This is a genomic window from Phaeobacter sp. NW0010-22 (genome assembly GCF_040365955.1).
GTDB lineage: Bacteria > Pseudomonadota > Alphaproteobacteria > Rhodobacterales > Rhodobacteraceae > OMPR01.
Genome location: NZ_BAABWT010000002.1, coordinates 1 through 15,550 on the forward strand (window position 1 = coordinate 1; position 15,550 = coordinate 15,550).

The window sequence follows — 15,550 nt, forward strand, 5'->3', positions numbered from 1 at the left end:
TGGAAACAAAGCCAGCGACATCCCTTAAACATCCAACCACATTACGCACGCACCCCTCCCAAAACACCCTTATCCACAGACTCACCCTCCAAATCCACCGAACAACACCACAAATCCAAGAGGCATAACTCATTTCTTCACCAAGAATCGGACATGCCGGAGCCAAAGACACACGCCCAACACGGAATCTAAGGTACAGATCAGCGAGCTGGCATTAGGCGCGTTGGGGGGATGAGCGCCGAGCAGGGAGGCGCAGTATAAGCAACAATACGATCACACCCAGATAGATCAGGGGCTCTATCTGAAATCCTTTGACCAGCATGACAAAATGCACTCCTCCCAAAAGGGCCGCGCCATAGACTGCCTTGTGAAGGATACGCCACAGGCGCCCAAGTTTGCGGACAGACCAATTGTTTGACGTGATCGCCAACGGAAGCAGGACAAGGAAACCTGCCATTCCAATTGTGATGTACGGACGTTTTAAGATGTCTGCCCAGATCTGCCCAAGGATTTGCACATCCAGAACCAACCAAACCAGTAAATGTAAAACCACATAAAAAAACGTAATCACGCCGATTGCGCGGCGAAACTTCATCAGATTCACACCAAGGCGCTGGCGCAGCGGCGTGACCGCAAGACCCAAAACGAGCAGCTGCAAGGCGCGCTCGCCCATTTCGTGCTCCAACGCTTTGACCGGATCGACACCCAGCCCCCCTGTGAGCCCAAGATAGAGCAGCCAAGCCGGGTAAACAGCGCCCACCAGATACAGAACCCAAACGGGGCAACGCCGTAACACCTGATTAAGCTGGTCGATCATTATGTCTGTATCCTTGGGCTGGGTGGGCGCTGTTCATGAACCAGTACGGGCAGCTTCAAAAGAACTTGGCCAGATCCATACCTTCGTACAGGCCCGCAACCTCTTTTTCATAGCCGTTGAACATAAGCGTGGGTTTACGGCTGGCAAACAACCCGCCCCCCAAGCGACGTTCATTGGCCTGCGACCAGCGGGGGTGTGAGACATTGGGATTCACATTGCTGTAAAAGCCATACTCCCGACGATTGGCCATATTCCAGCTGGTGGGAGGCTCTTTGTCCGTTAGTGTTATCCGGACAATCGATTTGATCGACTTGAATCCATACTTCCACGGCACAACCAAACGCAGGGGTGCCCCGTTCTGGTTCGGGATAGGTTTGCCGTAGATCCCAGTCGCCATCAATGTGAGCGGGTGCATCGCCTCGTCCAGCCGCAACCCCTCTCTATAAGGCCACTCCAAAACCTTGTACGCGGTGCCGGGCATTTCGGCCGGACGATAGAGCGTTTCAAAGGCCACATACTTTGCCCCGGATTGCACACCCGCCATGTTCAACAGGTCCGCCAGTTCAAACCCGTTCCACGGCACGACCATCGACCATGCCTCTACACAGCGGAACCGATAGATGCGTTCTTCGACGGTCATTTTGGACATGATATCCTCAAAGGCATAATCGCCCGGGTTATCAACCATCCCGTCAATTTTGACGCTCCATGGCTTGGTTGTCAGGACATGCGCGTTTTGTGCCGGGTCTTCTTTGCCGGTGCCAAATTCATAATAGTTGTTGTAGCTTGTGATCTCTTCCCAACTGTTTGGCTTCAGGTCACCTTCGGCTGCGGCTGCAGGCCTGGCCATTGCAGCCAAACCCAAGCCAGCAATACCGGCCATCAACTGGCGTCGGTTCATGAACGCCGCGTTTGGGGTCACGTCAGCATGGGTCAGGTCATTCTTCCAGCGATAGGCCATCTCGGTCTCCGGTTGCTCTGTTTGCATACTGAGGTAGCGTCACCAACGCGCGGTGCCAAACCAACTTGTCTCACGATTCAGAGACGAGACTGTAACTTGGCAAAATTTCGTTCATAGGAACTGAACGGCCATTGGACTGCATAATACGCACATGGCGGCGGCGCATCTGACGCGGCTCGGTCACTCCAACAGAGTGCGCGATCATCTCGACTTCGTGGATAATCTCTTTGGCATAACGTGCGACGCGAGCGTATTTATGGCTGACAACCAGCCCTTTTTGAAACCTCGGATCATGCGTTGTTATCCCTGTCGGGCATGTGTTCTTGTTACACTTGAGCGCTTGAATACACCCAAGTGAGAACATGAAGCCTCGTGCCGAGGTGACAAAGTCAGCCCCAGCCGCTAGGGCCCAGGCAACGTCGCTGGGATTGATCAGCTTACCGCTTGAAATCAAGCGTACGCGCTCTTTCAGGCCATGTTCATCCCGCAGATTGGCAATGATCGGCAAGGCCTCACGCACCGACATTCCCACAAGGTCTATCAACGGCATGGGCGCGGCACCCGTTCCGCCTTCGCCCCCATCCAGCGTGATGAAATCGGGCGCGCAGTCATCACCCCGCGCGACGATGGCGTCGAACAGATCCCGAAATACCTGTTCAGATCCCACAACGGTTTTGATCCCCACCGGTTTGCCGGTGACCTGACGCATATGCGAAACCATGTTTAGCAAGTCTTCGATATTGCGCACCTCGGGGTGGCGGTTTGGCGATTGACTGTCGTGTCCCTGCTTGATCCCCCGAATCGTGGCGATCTCATCCGTGATCTTTTCAGCGGGTAGAATGCCCCCCTTACCCGGTTTGGCCCCCTGCGCCATCTTGATTTCAAACATCCGCACCGCATCATGGGCCGCAACCTCGCGCAGCTTGTCATCGCTCAGGTTGCCGTCGTGATCCCGCACGCCATATTTGGCCGTCCCGATCTGAAAAACGATGTCACAGCCTCCTTCTAGGTGAAATGGGCTCAGGCCGCCCTCTCCAGTATTCAGCCAAATCCCCGCCTCTTTCGCCCCACGGCTGAGCGATTGCACCGCTGGTTTTGAAATCGCACCATAGCTCATGCCGGAGATGTTAAAAAACGATGGGGCCATATAGGGGATGCGCGCCGTCGGTCCGATTTTGAGTGGCTCTGTCTTGGCCGCCTGATCATCCAAAGGAGGGAACGGCGCATTCACGAAAATCGGCGTGCCCGGTACCTGCATGTTGCGGGTGGACCCAAAGGCAACGGTGTTGCCTTCGCCTTCGGCTGCACGCCCAACCCATTCGCGCTGCGCCCGATTGAACGGCAGTTCTTCGCGGTCCATGGCAAAGAAGTATTGACGGAAAAACTCCCCCAGCTCTGTGAACAGCTTACGAAACCGCCCGATGACAGGGTAATTGCGTCGAATTGCATCTTCTGTTTGAAACCGATCCACAAAAAAGAGAACAATCGCCCCCAAGGCAGCAAGGCCTAAAACCCCTACAAAAACAAAGGCCATGACTTCAATTGCATTCATTGCAAAACCCATGCGAATACTCCGATACGTTTGACGTGGCGCAAAGCGCGCCTGGCTGGTTTAAGTAAGACTGATCAGGATTTCCGGGCCATGCAAGCCACGCCCGATCACAAAGGGAGAAGTAAAATGAAACACTTTCTATTAGCGGGGGCGCTCTTAGGGGCCGCAAGCGCCGTGGCAGCGCAGGATATGGTGCGTTATACCACAGATCAAAGCTTTGATGATGTTGTGTTTGGGCTAGAGAGCGCCATTGTGGACGCTGGCCTGCGTGTGGACGACATCAGCCACGTTGGCGACATGCTTGAACGCACGCGTGCCGATGTGGGATCCGATGTGGTCTTGTTCACCCACGCTAAGGTTTTTTCATTCTGCTCGGCGACCCTGTCTCGCAAAGTGATGGAAGCGGATCCGATGAATATCGTGTTTTGCCCGTATGATATTTTCGTAGCCGAATTGCCCGGTGCGCCTGATCAAACCCACATCGGGTACCGTCAATTTCCCGAGGGTCCGATGCAAGAAGTTCAGGCCCTGCTGGACACGATCGTGAAAGAAGCCATCGCCGAGTGAGACCGATTAAGCGGGTTGAGCTTGCTGCAAAGTTTCAATCCGCTTACGCACCAGATCGATATGAATCCGTGCGTGATATGCGGCCTGACGATAGGCACCAGGAACGCGTAACCGGCTTAGGCGATCATCCAATTCGTTGAGCTTTGCATCCATTTCTACCAGCATTTGGGCATCTGGATCCTCATCCAACTTTTCTTCGATTTCGCGGATCTCCGGGTAGTAGTGCCAAACCTTCCAGCCCATGAAATAGGCATACAGCGCAGGCAAGGCCCGAAACAGGGGCAACAAAATGAACAGAACCGGAAGAAGCAACAAAAGCAACCGGTTAACTTGTGCCGCCATCCAATAAGGCAACCAATCGTGCCATGCGGACGGGCCTTCTTGAATCAACAGTCGCGCGGCATTATTCACGGGCATTTCAACACCTTCAACCGCAGGGAACGTTTCTGGATCGGTGATCAAATCGCGGGCGCCGTGCAGTTCTTTTGCGGCCATGGTTATGCGATTGACCAGCGCCGGGTGGAGGTCTGGATCGATCGCCAAACGCGCCTCTAGTGCGAGCAGCGAATGAGGGATCGCAGGGACAACCGGATTCAGAGAAATCGCCCCGGTTGGGACTGTGACGGTATTGGCGTATTCCAACCGACGCGAAATTGCATCGCTGTAGGCCAGCGACAGAAATTGGATGTCAGGCAGGTTGTACGCTTTTTTGAGATAAGGCGCGTCAATCGGGGCGACAAAGACCGCGACATCGATCTCATCCGCGACCAAAGCGGCGACAGCGTCCTGATAGCTCAGAGACATTTGCCTATTGTTTTCAGCACCTAAGCCCACGGCCACTTGAAAGTCGACAAAGGCGGCGGCCGTGCCGGAACCGGGTTGGCCAGCGCTGATGCGCAGTCCCCGCCAAAGGGCTGGATTGGTTGAAATTTTCAACTCAGAACGGGCGAGAAAGATCATCGGTTCAAAAAAGATCGATCCAATCGCTTCGATGGCCGGGTCTGACGGAGAGATCCCGCCCTGCAAAATCGCGACGTCAACCTGCCCCGCGCTGATCAATTGTGCATTTTCAACAGAGCCGGCGGTTTCGATCACTTTCAGATCAATCCCATCCCGTGCAAGGATTTTACGATATCTATCAGCAACTTGCCCATATGCGCCATTGTGCGGACCGGCCGCAATCGTCAGCTTTTTCGGCGGATGCAGCTGGAAATAGATGAGAGCAAACCCAAGCAAAAGCACGAGCGTCGCAAGCAGGGTCCAGATCCTCATACAGCGGCCTTTTCATTCTTGGTGGCAAAGCAGGGCGCAGGCAATCTAGCGGGCGCAGACCTTTGGAGCAAGGTGGTGCGTGCGATCTGTTAACCATGGATTTCAGGGGCAAATCAGCCCCTCTTTCCCGACAAACTGGAGCCGTTTTGGGGAGAGTCCACGTCTTTTCGTACGATCCGCCCCCTGCCGGCACTGATGCAAACCGACAAACCAAGAGCGTTTGGGGACATTGGGCGTGATTTCGTACGATTTAGCAGATCTCAGCGCGGCCACCCCACGAATCTGGTTAATGGCCCCCCCCAAAGTGATCTGAACCCCGACCTGAACCGTAGAGAGAGAAATATCAAAACAGGGGTTCAAACATGAAAATGTCACGACACGCCATCCAAACGGCCCTTGCGGTCAGCCTGTTGATCAGCGCGCAAACCGCAACAGCGGGCAATGAATCGCGATCCAAAGCCTATCCGTTGTCGAATGGATTGATCGAAGTGGTCGCCGACTTTTCAGAGAACGCCATCTATTGGTGCGGGGTCGGGGATTACGCGTTGTTGAAATTGTCCAAACGCGGATCGGATCGGATTTACGTCTGGCAAGGCCCAGCACAGAGCGCAGCAAAACCCGGTCAACGTGCAGTTACGTTCAGCTTTCAGCCCCCCGCGGCTGGCTCTGGGTCAACGCCGTTGACGACGGATGTGAGTATCGTCGGAAATTCACTGTCGGTTGGTCAGGCAAAACGAACCTGTGATGAGCGGACGGCGAGTGGTTAAAACGTCTTTCCCGTTGTCAAAATGACAGGCCTAAAATGGATCGCCCTAAGCGCGTTTATCTCAAAACTATACTTTCGGTTCGTTTGCTAACCTTAATACTTGGTTAGAAGGGATTCCATATAGTTGACTCATCGAAAGCCTCATGCCCAACTAAATGAAACCTAGAGGCTCTCCATGTCTGATCGTCTCGTTCTACTTCTTGCCGCGATGGGCCTTGTGCCAATTGCATTGTCGTATGGCCTCGTGCCGTCACAATCTGTGCCTTATCTTTTGGAGTTCCCTGTTGAGGGGACCAACCAAACGCATGTGTTTCGCGCGATCATGGGGCTTTATCTGGCTAATGTTCTGTTTTGGCTGGCAGGGTTTGCCATGTCGTCGCTGCGGGTTCCTGCCTTGTGGGGTGTTTTCATTTTCATGAGTGGGTTGGCCGCTGGTCGAATTGCGAGCTTGATCATTGATGGCATGCCGAATTTTGTTCTGATTGCCTATTTGTTGGCGGAAATCGTTTTTGCAGCATTGGCGTTCATTGCCCTACGGAAGTAAACGTAATCACAGAAACTGGAGAATTGCATGGCTCTGCTTTTGCGCGTCGTTCTTGCTTCGTTTGTCACCCTCTCTTTGAGTGTTGCAGCAAACGCTGATATCTCGAACCAAATGAAGGTTGATCAATCTTTCGAGGCCGTCAAAGAGGCGGTTCAGAATGCCGGGCTGACGGAAATCATCCAGATAGATCATGCGAGATTAGCCGCCGCAGAGAACGTGGAAATGCCACCGTCCCGTGTGCAATTGTTTTCCGATCCGGGTTTGAATGCTGAAATTATGAAGCATGAAATCCGAGCAGGACTTGATCTGCCTTTTCGCGCGCTGTCCTTTGATGAGGCAGGCTCTTTGTCCCTGCTCTACACATCATCTGATTTTTTGGCCAAGAGACATGGCATAACGGATGCGCCTTTGCTTGCTAAAATGGATGATCGCTTAGTGGCGGTTTTCGAGCAAGTGCCAGACCTCTCTGCGCAAAAGGTTGAATCAACGCGCGTTGATAAAGATTTTGCTGTGTTGGAGTTGCGATCGCAGTACGGGGTTGCTGAAACCGTTGCGCGACTAAAAGAAACCATCACCGCGCAATCAGATACGATCTGGTTTGGCGAGATCGATTTCCAAAGCGAAGCGGAAGCATTTGGTGTTGAACTGGTACCGGCGCAACTGCTTTTGTTTGGCGGCCCTGCGCCGGGGGGCGTTGCGATGGCCGAATTTCCAGCAATTGGTTTGGACGCGTTTTGCCAGAAGCTGTTGGTTTATGAAGGCGTTGATGGGAAGGCTCGGGTTTTATTCAACGATATCGCGGCATTTGCGGACCTGCACTATCAACGCGCGATAGAGCCGCATGCGATGTTGAACAAGCGCCTGACGGCGACATTCAAGGGTGCAATCGAATAGGCGCCACAGCCAACATGAACGCACAAAGTTGCATAGGTTGCTCAGTAAAACGGATCTGTCACACGCGGATGAGGGGGGCCTTGTATCAAACCGGGTTTGAGGCATTTTTCGACGCTGAGGGATGTTCGTACCGGGTGTGTCTATGACGCCATTTTCGGGTTCAACCATGCGTCCAGATACATGCTAAACCGCGCCTGCATCGGCTCTTCACTATTGATTGCGCAGAAATGAAGGGCCATGCATTGCACAGCAAAGGCTTGAATGCCTTCGGCCAAGATCATTGCGGGCACGTCTTTGCGAAACCGACCGTCAGATAGCCACTGCGCCAAGACCTTTACCTGACGGTCAAATGTTTGGGCAATCGGGCCGATCTCTTCTTTTGCTGCTGCCCCTGAATGACGGAGGATGAGATCAAAAACATACCGTTCGCTGATCATGAAATTGCACAGCGGCAGGAGCGCCACAACCATTTCCTGAACGGTGTTCGGCGCTGCACCGGCCTCTAACGTGTCGAGATGCTGATCGATCCTTCCACCGATTATCAAATCCATTAGCGCGTCTTTGTCTTTGAAATGGGTAAAGAACGTGCCTTTGGCTGTGCCGGCCAGCGATACGACGTCTTCAACACGCAGGTTTTCGAACCCCCGCTGTTCAATAATGTCTTCGGAGGCCGCGATAAGGCGGGCTCGGGTTTTCAGTGTGCGCTGTTGCTGTGCTCTTGCCATGGCTTCTTTTGGCAAAAAAAATGACTGCGGTCAAATCTTATATTGACCACGGTCATTTATGCATCTAATAAACTGACCACGGTCAATTTAGGAGAGTCTCATGGCACAGAAACGCATCTTCATTCTCAATGGTCACCCGGCAGAAAACTCGTTAAATCGAACTCTTGCCGAGAGTTACGCGCAAGCCGCACAGGAGGCTGGTCACGAAGTCCGGCTGACGCACTTGCACAATATTTCGTTCGACCCCGATTTCGGATACGGCGGCTATAGCGTTCAAAAGCCGCTCGAAGCGGAACTTGAGCAGGTATTGGCGGACATCGAATGGAGCCAGCATATGGTGCTAACCACCCCGATGTGGTGGGGGGGAGTCCCCGCAAAGTTGAAGGGTTTGTTCGATCGAGCGCTTCTTCCTGGCAGGGCCTTCAATACCCGCGAGACAAATTGGATCGGTATGCCATCACCTATGCTGACCGGCCGAACGGGGCGCGTGATTATGACGTCTGATACGCCCAACTTTTTCATGCGCTTGGTTTATCGCAATGCCATGCTGCGTCAGTTGCGGGATCAGATTCTTGGCTTTGTTGGGATTAAGCCCGCACGTTTCACGCATTTTACCGGCGCGAGCGATCCGAAACCGGCCAAAATCGAGCAGTGGATAACTGAGGTCAAAAGATATGGAACCGTCGCCGCGTGATGCAGGGTTTACCGCCTTTAGCTCGGGCTTAAGGCCCGGGCCGCGCCCTCCCGTGGGGAGGATCGGACGCGGCCCTAATGATGGGTTGGGGTTGTGAAGGGGAGGTTGGACAAGAAAAGCCCGCCATTTCTGGCGGGCTTTGGTGTTTTGAACCCTTGGATTAGGGGGTGGAGCCCCTCTTAGTGCACCACCGCGTCATCCGGTCTGGGTCGATCGGTGGTGCCGAGGCGATCCCCGATGATGAGACCGTCGGTGCCCGCCGAAACCGGGAGGATGTCGCCGTCTTTGACATCGCCCGACAGGATCAGCTCGGCCAGCGGGTTTTGCAGCGCCCGTTGAATCACCCGCTTGAGCGGACGCGCACCAAACACCGGATCGTAGCCTTCGTCGGCGAGCCAAGTTTTGGCAGCCTCGTCCAGCTCCAGCGCGATCTTGCGACCGGCGAGGCGCTTTTTCAAACGACCCAGCTGGATATCAACGATGCCATCCATATCGGCACGCGCCAGACGGTCAAAGATGATCGTCTCGTCCAGACGGTTAAGGAATTCGGGGCGGAAGTGGGCCCGCACCGCATCCATCACATCGCGCCGTGCGTCGGCAGCATCCGCACCATCAGGCAGTTGGCTAAGCGCCTGTGCCCCAAGGTTGGAGGTCAGCACGATCAGCGTCTGCTTGAAGTCCACGGTGCGACCCTGACCATCGGTCAGAACGCCATCATCGAGCACCTGAAGCAGCACGTTGAACACGTCGGGGTGGGCTTTTTCCACCTCGTCAAACAGGACCACCTGATAGGGACGACGGCGCACGGCCTCGGTCAGAACACCGCCTTCGTCATAGCCAACATAGCCGGGAGGGGCACCGATCAGACGGGCGACGGCGTGTTTCTCCATGAACTCGGACATGTCGATACGCACCATGGCGCTGTCGTCATCAAAGAGGAAATCGGCCACGGCCTTGGTCAGTTCGGTTTTCCCCACGCCGGTTGGGCCGAGGAACAGGAAGCTGCCAAGCGGGCGGCTTTCGTCGTTCAGCCCGGCGCGCGCACGGCGCACGGCGTTGGACACGGCGGTCACGGCCGAGTGCTGGCCGATCACGCGGCGGTGCAGGTCGTCCTCCATCCGGAGCAGCTTTTCGCGCTCGCCCTCGAGCATTTTCGAGGTCGGGATACCGGTCCAGCGTTCGACCACGGCGGCGATCTGTTCGGGGCGCACGGCCTCTTCGACCAGCTTGCCCTCGTCACCGCGGGCTTCGGCGTCGGCCAGTTGCTTTTCCAGATCCGGGATCACGCCGTAGGAGAGTTCGCCGGCTTTGGCCAGGTTGCCCTCGCGTTTGGCGATGTCCAGTTCGGCCCGCGCCCGGTCGAGGTGTTCCTTGATGTCACGCGCGCCCGCAAGTTTATCGCGTTCGGCCTGCCACTGGGCGGTCATCTCGGCGGATTTTTCCTGCAACTCGGCGAGATCCTTTTGCAAGGTTTCCAGCCGGTCCTTGGAGGCCGCATCGTCTTCGAGTTTCAGCGCGGCCTCTTCGATCTGCATCTGCATGATCTGGCGGTCGAGCTGATCGAGCTCCTCGGGTTTGGAGTCCACCTCCATCCGCAAGCGGCTGGCAGCCTCATCCACAAGGTCGATGGCTTTGTCCGGCAGGAAGCGGTCGGTGATGTAGCGGTGCGAGAGCGTGGCCGCTGACACCAGAGCGGCGTCGGCGATGCGGACCCCGTGATGGAGTTCGTATTTCTCTTTGATACCGCGCAGGATCGAAATGGTGTCTTCGACGGTGGGTTCGGTGACCATGACCGGCTGGAACCGGCGGGCCAGAGCCGCGTCTTTTTCCACGTATTTGCGATATTCATCCAGCGTGGTCGCGCCGATACAGTGCAGTTCGCCGCGCGCCAGTGCTGGCTTGATCAGGTTCGCCGCATCCATCGCACCGTCGGATTTCCCAGCGCCCACAAGGGTGTGCATCTCGTCGATGAACAGGATGATTTCGCCCGCGGCCTCGGTCACTTCGGTCAGGACGGCCTTAAGGCGCTCTTCGAATTCGCCACGGTATTTGGCACCGGCGATCAACGCGCCCATGTCCAGCGACAGCAATTTCTTGTCGCGCAGCGATTCAGGCACATCACCGTTGATGATGCGCAGGGCCATGCCCTCGGCAATCGCAGTTTTACCGACGCCGGGTTCCCCGATCAGGACCGGGTTGTTCTTGGTCCGACGACTGAGCACCTGCATCGAGCGACGGATTTCTTCGTCACGACCAATGATCGGGTCAATTTTGCCTTCGGCGGCGGCCTCGGTCAGATCACGGGCGTATTTCTTGAGGGCGTCATAGCCATCCTCGGCACTCGCCGTATCAGCGGTGCGGCCTTTGCGGATGTCGTTGATCGCCTCGTTCAGCTTTTGCGCACTAACGCCACCAGCATCCAAGGCGTCTTTGGCTTTGGATTTTACCATGCACAGCGCCATCAGGACGCGTTCGACAGGCACAAAGCTATCGCCTGCTTTTTCAGCAAGCTTTTCGGCCTCGGTCAGAACCTTGGCGGTTTGGGTATCCAGATAGACCTGCCCGGCGTCGCCGCTGACTTTGGACTGTTTTGACAGGGCTGTTTCCAACGCTTCGACCACACGGTTTGGCGCGCCACCGGCACGTGTAATCAGGTTGCTTGCCAGCCCCTGATCATCGTCCATCAGGGCCTTGAGAATATGTTCTGGGGTCAGTCGCTGGTGTTCTTCGCGCAGGGCAATTGTCTGCGCGGCCTGCACGAAACCACGTGCACGTTCAGTGAACTTGTTCAAGTCCATGCGTCTCTCCTTTTTATAAGCGCCCAGAGTATGTTAGCGCCTGCTTGGCAGCACGCCTTGGGTTGGGCCTCGGGATTAATTTGGGGATTTTTCCGAAACCTTCAAGGGTTAGGTACAGCTTTCCTCAAAGTTACATTCAATCTTTAATATTCTTTCTTCCTTTTGCCCTAATTCGGCAAACCTCTGCCCCACTTTGGTAACAATTTCGGTGTCTAGTGATCTAAACACTCACGGAGGCGGGCATGTTAATAACCGACATCGAAATCACTCAGTACACCTATTGCCAAAGTTCAGCGCGTCATTCTGCAAATGTCTGTATGACGCTCAAGAATCAGGTAGTCACATTGTTCTGCCAGCTTAGGCTTTCGGAACAGGAAAGTTCCGGAGAAAAAGCACGGGCGTTCATTTCTGATGCCATGCGGCAAATGCGGCGCATGCCGGAATACCGGTCTGGGAAAGCCACGCTGAATTTGGCGGATAATCTGCGCCTGCTCGGCGACCCGATGCCGCTGCACGCGTAAGGCTTGCGTCATAGACCAGAGACACATAGAGAGGCGCGACCCCACAAAACAAGAGGCCGTGCCATGTCTGACGTCCAAACGAACGCCCCAACCTTGTCCGATGATCGCCTGATTGTGGCGCTTGATGTGCCCAATGCTGTGCAAGGGCTGGCCTTGGCTGAAAAGCTGGGCGATGCGGTTTCGTTTTACAAAATTGGTCTGGGCATGTTGACCGGCGGTGGGCTGGCGCTGGCCAACGAACTGAAGCAAGAATTCGGCAAGCGCATTTTCCTTGATATGAAGCTGTTCGACATCGGTAACACCGTGGAAAACGCGGTACGCGGGTTGGCGCAATTTGATCTGGATTTCCTGACTGTGCATGGCGATCCGCATGTTGTGCGCGCCGCCAAAGAGGGCGCCTCGGGCAAAGATCTGCAAATTCTGGCGGTGACCATCCTGACCTCGCTGGATCGTCAGGATCTGGATGCGGGTCTGATCAAGCCTGGTGACATTCAGGATCTGGTGCTGGAACGCGCGGCAAATGCATTTGAGGCCGGGGCCGATGGCATTATCGCATCACCGCAAGAAGCAGCGCTGATCCGGGCCCTACCCCAATCAGAGGGACGTTTGATTGTCACGCCTGGCGTGCGGCCGGCGGGTGCCGATCTGGGCGATCAGAAACGGGTCGCCACGCCTGCACAGGCAATTGCGGATGGGGTGGATCACATCGTTGTTGGACGCCCGGTTTATCACGCAGAAGACCCCAAAGCAGCGGCTTTGGCGATTTTGGACGAGATGCGCAGCCCTCAAGCACAGCGTCCAAACTAACACAAAATCAGGGGCAAAAGCGCTGTGCCCCTAAAAGCACATCAAGAACACGATTTTTCAATCGCACCAATCAGCGCTAGGAGAATGGGTTGTTATAGGGGAGTCTTAACTTGAGACACTCCCCAGCGAACCATTTCTTCCTGTGGTTCGTTACCTCCCCCCGCCCAACAAGCGGGGGGTCTTTCTGAGAGAGCTCCCTTTTTCCCGCGATATGTGACCCGAGACCGGCAAGCCGCGGCCGTTTGGTTTATGGTTTCCCCCCTGCCCTGCGTAAGAAGACAGCGACGGCTTAGGCTTTAGCTTCGCCCGCGAACGCGCTAAAATCCCCGGACCCAGCTTTGGTCACTGCACAGCAAACGAGGAATTCATTGCATGTCTGGCTTGTGTCGCGACTGCCTTGCGCAGATTTCCACGGAGTCGCGGTGCCCGCAGTGTGGCAGCCCGCGTGTGACCACGCACCCTGAGCTGTTTGATCTGACAATTGCACATATGGACTGCGACGCGTTTTATGCCTCGGTCGAGAAGCGGGACAACCCAGAGTTGGCGGCCAAACCGGTCATTATCGGTGGCGGTCGGCGCGGGGTTGTATCAACCGCCTGTTATGTCGCACGCATTCGGGGGGTGCGATCCGCGATGCCGATGTTTCAGGCGCTGAAACTGTGCCCCGATGCAGTGGTGATCAAGCCGCGCATGTCGGCTTATGTTGAGGCAAGCCGCGCCATCCGTGAGATGATGGATGAGTTGACCCCGGTGATTGAACCGCTGTCGCTGGACGAAGCGTTTCTGGATCTCAGCGGCACGGAACGTTTGCACGGGGCGCCCCCTGCGGTGATGTTGGCGCGGTTGGTGAAACGGATGAAGGATGAGTTGGGGCTGACCGGGTCCATCGGGTTAAGTCACAACAAGTTCTTGGCCAAGGTTGCCTCGGATCTGGATAAGCCGCGCGGGTATTCGGTGATCGGCAAGGCAGAGACGGACGATTTTCTGCGCGAAAAACCGGTGCGGCTGATCTGGGGCATCGGCCCGGCGGCGCAGGTGTCGCTGGAAAACGCGGGCATTCGGACGTTTTCGGATCTGCTGCGATGGGAACAAGAGGCGCTGACGGCGCGGTTCGGGTCGATGGGGTATCGGTTGTGGCACTTGGCACGCGGGCAGGACAAACGCCGGGTGTCGGCGCATGAACCGGTCAAATCCATCTCGAAAGAGACCACGTTTTTCGAAGACACGTGGAACACCGAAATTCTGGACGGGCATTTGTGGCGGCTTGCCGTTCAAGTTGCGGATCGCGCCAAGGCCAAACAGATGGCAGGGCGCGTGGTCACGTTGAAGTTAAAGCGCGCCAATCATTCAAGCCTGTCGCGCAGGCTGTCGTTGCGGGATGCGACGCAGTTGGCCGACACCATATACCGCACAGCGCGCGGATTATTTGATCAGGTTGGGGCCGAAGGGCCGTATCGGTTGATTGGGTGCGGAATCTCGGACCTGTGCCCGGAAACAGAGGCCGACAAATCCGGCGATCTGCTGGACCCCGGCGCAACAAAGCGATCCGAAGCAGAACGCGCCACAGATGACATCCGCCGCCGCTTTGGGTCCGATGCTATTGTAAAGGGCCGGTCCTTGCGGTGATCATTCTGCTGCGAGTGATTGCTTTTGCTTGCCGATATCAGTCAGTTTCGCCACCACCTGCCGCATCTGACCCCGGAATTGGTCAAAGTTCGCGTTTGGACGGACCAAGTATTCATCCATGTAGAGAGATCGGTCGATTTCCACCTGAATGGCGTGTTGACCGCGCGCGGGACGCCCGTAGGTCTGCGTCACATAAGCCCCGGCAAAAGGGGTGTTGCGCACCACATCAAAGCCCGCGTCGGCAAAGGCAGATTCAACATGATCCACGATTTCGCTGTGCGCTGCCGCCCCGAACCGATCCCCCAGCACAATATGGGGCCGTTGGCCCGAAGACTGTGCCACCCCATCCAGCGCCTCTCGGGGCATCGAATGGCAATCGATCAGCACGGCTTTACCAAACATCTGGCGGGATTCGTCCAACACCCCCTGCAAACGCGCGTGATAGGGCCGCCAAAACGTACTGATCCGCCGCATCGCTTCGTTGTGTGGAAGTTTACCCCGGTAAATGGAGCGCCCATTGGCGACAACACGTGGAATCACCCCTAGCCCCGAGGCCACGCGCGGGTTTTGACGGGACCGGCTGACCCCTTCGATCAGGGCGGGATCCAGCTCTTCGGGGCTGCGATTGAGATCCAGATAGGCGCGTGGCGCCAAAGCGGTTAACAAAGGTGCGCCAAAGGCCTGTGCCGAATCAAATAGGTGATCCACAAAGGCATCTTCGGAGGATCGAATCGTAAGTTCATCCAGAATCGACGCGCTTTTGAAGCTGTCGAAATACGACCGCCCACTATGCGGTGAGGCGAAAACCACGCAGGATGTGCGTTTTTCGGGCTCAAACAGGCGATAGGCGGCTTGTGTCATGGGTGCTCCTTACAAAGAAAAGCATAGCGCGGAAAATAGTTGGTTCAAAAGCCCTTGATAGTGCTGACGACTCCTTTTATAGACCCCGCTACCGGCGCAGTTCTCTGCGTCCTAGTTTCTTCTAGGACAACGATTGCAAAGGTAT

Annotated in this window: 15 protein-coding genes; 8 read left to right on the forward strand and 7 right to left on the reverse strand. The window is 55.7% G+C overall.

From position 1 onward, the window contains the following. Positions 1–214: 214 nt before the first annotated feature. The 3 genes from msrQ to ABWV33_RS04200 form a co-directional block, all read right to left on the reverse strand. On the reverse strand, positions 215–817 hold the full coding sequence (gene msrQ / locus ABWV33_RS04190) for a protein-methionine-sulfoxide reductase heme-binding subunit MsrQ (RefSeq protein ID WP_353329237.1): 603 nt from the start codon (positions 815–817) through the stop codon (positions 215–217). 55 nt (positions 818–872) lie between these two features. Beyond that, positions 873–1,778, reverse strand: coding sequence for a protein-methionine-sulfoxide reductase catalytic subunit MsrP (msrP, locus tag ABWV33_RS04195; protein WP_113822868.1), 906 nt, complete (start codon positions 1,776–1,778; stop codon positions 873–875). A gap of 70 nt (positions 1,779–1,848) precedes the next feature. Beyond that, entirely contained in the window at positions 1,849–3,342 is a 1,494-nt protein-coding gene (locus ABWV33_RS04200) for an FMN-binding glutamate synthase family protein (RefSeq protein WP_353329238.1), read from the reverse strand. A gap of 114 nt (positions 3,343–3,456) precedes the next feature. On the opposite strand from ABWV33_RS04200, the gene ABWV33_RS04205 reads away from it, so the two are divergent. Then, positions 3,457–3,897 (forward strand): DUF302 domain-containing protein, encoded by a 441-nt coding sequence (locus tag ABWV33_RS04205; protein ID WP_353329239.1) that lies wholly within the window; start codon positions 3,457–3,459, stop codon positions 3,895–3,897. 6 nt (positions 3,898–3,903) lie between these two features. Here the strand turns inward: ABWV33_RS04205 and ABWV33_RS04210 are convergent, their stop codons facing one another. Further along, the gene (locus ABWV33_RS04210) at positions 3,904–5,169 is read right to left on the reverse strand and encodes a TAXI family TRAP transporter solute-binding subunit (RefSeq protein WP_353329240.1); all 1,266 of its coding nucleotides are present in this window, start codon (positions 5,167–5,169) and stop codon (positions 3,904–3,906) included. 362 nt (positions 5,170–5,531) lie between these two features. Between ABWV33_RS04210 and ABWV33_RS04215 the strand changes: the two genes are divergently transcribed. The 3 genes from ABWV33_RS04215 (at position 5,532) to ABWV33_RS04225 (ending at position 7,373) form a co-directional block, all read left to right on the forward strand. Then, positions 5,532–5,936 (forward strand): hypothetical protein, encoded by a 405-nt coding sequence (locus ABWV33_RS04215; RefSeq protein ID WP_353329241.1) that lies wholly within the window; start codon positions 5,532–5,534, stop codon positions 5,934–5,936. Between the two features lie 174 nt (positions 5,937–6,110). Continuing rightward, positions 6,111–6,479 carry a DUF4345 domain-containing protein gene (locus ABWV33_RS04220; RefSeq protein WP_353329242.1) on the forward strand — a complete coding sequence of 123 codons (369 nt, stop codon included), beginning with the start codon at positions 6,111–6,113 and terminating at the stop codon, positions 6,477–6,479. A gap of 27 nt (positions 6,480–6,506) precedes the next feature. After that, positions 6,507–7,373 (forward strand): DUF302 domain-containing protein, encoded by an 867-nt coding sequence (locus tag ABWV33_RS04225; protein WP_353329243.1) that lies wholly within the window; start codon positions 6,507–6,509, stop codon positions 7,371–7,373. 140 nt (positions 7,374–7,513) lie between these two features. Here ABWV33_RS04225 and ABWV33_RS04230 read toward each other — a convergent pair whose 3' ends face one another. After that, a complete protein-coding gene (locus ABWV33_RS04230) occupies positions 7,514–8,098 on the reverse strand; it encodes a TetR/AcrR family transcriptional regulator (protein ID WP_353329244.1) in 585 nt (194 codons plus the stop codon). Between the two features lie 100 nt (positions 8,099–8,198). Between ABWV33_RS04230 and ABWV33_RS04235 the strand changes: the two genes are divergently transcribed. Further along, positions 8,199–8,792 carry an NAD(P)H-dependent oxidoreductase gene (locus tag ABWV33_RS04235; protein WP_164621308.1) on the forward strand — a complete coding sequence of 198 codons (594 nt, stop codon included), beginning with the start codon at positions 8,199–8,201 and terminating at the stop codon, positions 8,790–8,792. 179 nt (positions 8,793–8,971) lie between these two features. Here the strand turns inward: ABWV33_RS04235 and clpB are convergent, their stop codons facing one another. Next, positions 8,972–11,590, reverse strand: coding sequence for an ATP-dependent chaperone ClpB (clpB, locus tag ABWV33_RS04240; RefSeq protein ID WP_353329245.1), 2,619 nt, complete (start codon positions 11,588–11,590; stop codon positions 8,972–8,974). A gap of 242 nt (positions 11,591–11,832) precedes the next feature. Here clpB and ABWV33_RS04245 point away from each other — a divergent pair, with 242 nt between their 5' ends. The 3 genes from ABWV33_RS04245 (at position 11,833) to ABWV33_RS04255 (ending at position 14,544) form a co-directional block, all read left to right on the forward strand. Further along, positions 11,833–12,111 (forward strand): hypothetical protein, encoded by a 279-nt coding sequence (locus tag ABWV33_RS04245; RefSeq protein WP_113822878.1) that lies wholly within the window; start codon positions 11,833–11,835, stop codon positions 12,109–12,111. A 63-nt stretch (positions 12,112–12,174) separates the two neighbouring features. After that, entirely contained in the window at positions 12,175–12,918 is a 744-nt protein-coding gene (pyrF, locus tag ABWV33_RS04250; protein WP_353329246.1) for an orotidine-5'-phosphate decarboxylase, read from the forward strand. A gap of 372 nt (positions 12,919–13,290) precedes the next feature. Beyond that, positions 13,291–14,544, forward strand: a complete 1,254-nt coding sequence (locus ABWV33_RS04255) for a DNA polymerase IV (RefSeq protein WP_353329247.1) — start codon at positions 13,291–13,293, stop codon at positions 14,542–14,544. Here the strand turns inward: ABWV33_RS04255 and ABWV33_RS04260 are convergent, their stop codons facing one another. Beyond that, positions 14,545–15,405, reverse strand: coding sequence for an N-formylglutamate amidohydrolase (locus tag ABWV33_RS04260; RefSeq protein WP_353329248.1), 861 nt, complete (start codon positions 15,403–15,405; stop codon positions 14,545–14,547). Between the last annotated feature and the right edge of the window lie 145 nt (positions 15,406–15,550).

Excerpts from the sequence above, each read along its gene's own strand:
- msrQ (WP_353329237.1), bottom strand. The coding sequence starts at position 817 with ATGATCGACCAGCTTAATCAGGTGTTACGGCGTTGCCCCGTTTGGGTT.
- msrP (WP_113822868.1), bottom strand. The coding sequence starts at position 1,778 with ATGGCCTATCGCTGGAAGAATGACCTGACCCATGCTGACGTGACCCCA.
- ABWV33_RS04200 (WP_353329238.1), bottom strand. The coding sequence starts at position 3,342 with ATGGGTTTTGCAATGAATGCAATTGAAGTCATGGCCTTTGTTTTTGTA.
- ABWV33_RS04205 (WP_353329239.1), top strand. The coding sequence starts at position 3,457 with ATGAAACACTTTCTATTAGCGGGGGCGCTCTTAGGGGCCGCAAGCGCC.
- ABWV33_RS04210 (WP_353329240.1), bottom strand. The coding sequence starts at position 5,169 with ATGAGGATCTGGACCCTGCTTGCGACGCTCGTGCTTTTGCTTGGGTTT.
- ABWV33_RS04215 (WP_353329241.1), top strand. The coding sequence starts at position 5,532 with ATGAAAATGTCACGACACGCCATCCAAACGGCCCTTGCGGTCAGCCTG.
- ABWV33_RS04220 (WP_353329242.1), top strand. The coding sequence starts at position 6,111 with ATGTCTGATCGTCTCGTTCTACTTCTTGCCGCGATGGGCCTTGTGCCA.
- ABWV33_RS04225 (WP_353329243.1), top strand. The coding sequence starts at position 6,507 with ATGGCTCTGCTTTTGCGCGTCGTTCTTGCTTCGTTTGTCACCCTCTCT.
- ABWV33_RS04230 (WP_353329244.1), bottom strand. The coding sequence starts at position 8,098 with ATGGCAAGAGCACAGCAACAGCGCACACTGAAAACCCGAGCCCGCCTT.
- ABWV33_RS04235 (WP_164621308.1), top strand. The coding sequence starts at position 8,199 with ATGGCACAGAAACGCATCTTCATTCTCAATGGTCACCCGGCAGAAAAC.
- clpB (WP_353329245.1), bottom strand. The coding sequence starts at position 11,590 with ATGGACTTGAACAAGTTCACTGAACGTGCACGTGGTTTCGTGCAGGCC.
- ABWV33_RS04245 (WP_113822878.1), top strand. The coding sequence starts at position 11,833 with ATGTTAATAACCGACATCGAAATCACTCAGTACACCTATTGCCAAAGT.
- pyrF (WP_353329246.1), top strand. The coding sequence starts at position 12,175 with ATGTCTGACGTCCAAACGAACGCCCCAACCTTGTCCGATGATCGCCTG.
- ABWV33_RS04255 (WP_353329247.1), top strand. The coding sequence starts at position 13,291 with ATGTCTGGCTTGTGTCGCGACTGCCTTGCGCAGATTTCCACGGAGTCG.
- ABWV33_RS04260 (WP_353329248.1), bottom strand. The coding sequence starts at position 15,405 with ATGACACAAGCCGCCTATCGCCTGTTTGAGCCCGAAAAACGCACATCC.